General features: G+C 65.2%; 1 protein-coding gene. It reads right to left on the bottom strand.

Annotation, left to right across the window (positions count from 1 at the left end; translation table 11 throughout):
- The coding region (locus RQP53_RS24580; RefSeq protein WP_315653372.1) for a condensation domain-containing protein at positions 1-2,477 on the bottom strand (2,477 nt) is incomplete at both ends.

The following is a 2,477-nucleotide window of genomic DNA, read 5'->3' on the forward strand; positions in this document are numbered from 1 at the left end:
TGATCAAGGTCTGCAGCGCGCCCAGGTCTGCCTCCAGCGGCACCGTGGCCAAGGCGGCAACAGGCATGCACAGATGCGTGATGCCCTGCGCTCGCACATGGCCGGCCAGGCGCTCGCCGAGCAGCTCCTGTTGAGCCAGCAGGTGCACGGTGCCCCCGCTGGTCAACGGCATCAGCAGCTCGGAGACACAGACATCAAAGCCGAACGAGACAAACTGCAGCAGCCGGCTGCCCGGCCCGAAACCATAGACCTCATTGAGTGCCGCAATCGTGTTGCGCAGCCCGCGGTGCTCAAGCATCACGCCTTTGGGCCTGCCGGTGGATCCCGAGGTGTAGATCACATAAGCGAGATCGCGCTCGCCGATCGCGCGCCCGGGATTGCTGCCCGGCTGCCGTTCCAGCTGCGCGTCGTCGTCGAGCACGAGCACCGCAGGGCCGACCTCGGCGAACCTGTTCCGTACCTGCAGCTCGGTCAGCAACACGATTGGACCGCTGTCTTGCAGCAACCAGGACAGGCGATCGGGCGGGTAGCTGGGGTCCAGCGGCACGAAGGCAGCGCCGGCCTTGAGCACGCCGAGCACGGCTGCAACCATGGAGGGATTGCGCTCCACACAGATCGCCACACGGTCGCCGGTCTTGATGCCCATGCCGATCAGCCGATGCGCGATGCGGTTGGCCATCGCATTGAGCGCTTCGTAGCCGATCGTCCGTGCCCCCGCCTGCACGGCCGGGCGCTGCGGTGCGAGCTCGGCCAGCGCCTCAAAGCGTTCGTGCACGAGCCGTGCATCATCGAGCGGCCGCGTCGACGCCTCCATCAGCCCCTGCAGATGTGCGCGCTCTGCTGCGCCCAGCATGGCGAGCCTGTCCAGCGTGCAGCGCTCGTCAGTGACCATGCCAACGAGAATTGCAACAAAATAGCGGCTCCATCGCTCAATGGTGGCCGGCTCGAATAGTTCGCTGGCATAAATCAGCACGCCTTGCAGGCGCCCGCCAGCCTCGTTCATCGATAGCGCCAAATCGACCTTGGCCGCCACCGGCGTATCGCTCTGCTCCAAGGCTGACAGCCGCAGCGCCGGCAGCGCTTGCACGTTGCCGAACTGTTCGCTGTCCATGCCAGCAGTGCCCAGCGTGAACATGGACTGGAACAGCGGGCTATGTGACAGGCTACGCTCAGGGTTCACCGCATCGACGACCTGTTCGAACGGCAAGTCTTGGTGGGCGTAGGCGTCGAGCGTGTCGCGCTTAACAGCCTCGATCAGTTCCTCGACGCTGCGATCCCCGTTGACGTCGATTCGCAGGGCAAGCGTGTTCACAAAGAAGCCGATCAGCCCCTCAACTTCGACACGCTGTCGGTTGGCAACGGGGCTGCCGATCACGACATCAGATTGGCCTGATAGGCGTGCCATCAGCACAGCCCAAGCGGCCAGCAGGGTCATGAACAGCGTCGTGCCGTGCCGCCGGCTTGCGGCCTTGAGCGCCTGACTGAGCTCGGCATCAAGCTCGAAACAGACGCTTGCACCGGAGTAGTTCTGCTGCGCGGGTCGTGGGCGGTCCGTTGGCAGCACCAGCAACTCCGGCGCGCCGGCGAGCCGTTCGCGCCAGTAGTCGAGCTGCTGCTGCAGGCGCTCGCCTTGCAACCACTGGCGCTGCCAGGCTGCATAGTCGGCGTACTGGATCGCCAACTCGGGCAGGGGGTCAGGCTGGCCCTGACTGAACGCTGCATAAAGCGTGGCGACTTCGCGTACGAGCACCCCTATGGACCAGCCGTCTGAAATGATGTGGTGCTGATTGATCAGCAGAACATGATCGTCCGTGTCCAAGCGTAGCAACAGGCCGCGTATCAGCGGCTCGCTTGCCAGGTTGAACGGCGTGCCGGCGTGATCGAGCGCCAAACGCTGGACGGCAGCGGCCTGCTCGTGCCCATGCAGCGAAGTGAGATCCTGTTCGGCGAGCGCAAAGCCGATGCTGGCCGGCTCGACGAGCTGCTCAGGCTGCCCGTCGCGCAGAACAAAACGGGTTCGCAGGTTCTCATGGCGCGCGACCACGCGATCCAAGGTCGCCCGCAATGCTGCACGGTCAAGTTGGCCCTGCAGGCGCAAACTGAACGGCATGTGGTACGCCGCGCTCGCTGCGCCATCGAGTTGCGCGAGGAACCACAAGCGTTGCTGCGCCCATGAGAGCGGCAAGTTCTGCTCCCTGTCGGCACGCGGTATCGGCTGCATGCGGAGCTGCGGACTCCGCTCTGCGCTGAGCACATGCACCGCGTAGTCGGCCAGAACCGGGTCGGTGAAAACGACGCGCAGCGGCAGCTCGATGCCAAGGCGGTCGCGCAAGCGAGAGCTGAGCTGCACCGCCAGCAGCGAATGCCCGCCCAGCTCGAAGAAGTGGTCGCGCCGGCCGACCCGCTGCAGCTTCAGCAGCTCCGCCCAGATCGCCGCAATCGCCTCCTCAACCTCTCCCTGCGGCGCCTCGTACTCC

The sequence above is a fragment of the Roseateles aquae genome, assembly GCF_032337115.1.
Taxonomy (GTDB): Bacteria; Pseudomonadota; Gammaproteobacteria; order Burkholderiales; family Burkholderiaceae_C; genus Roseateles_C; species Roseateles_C aquae.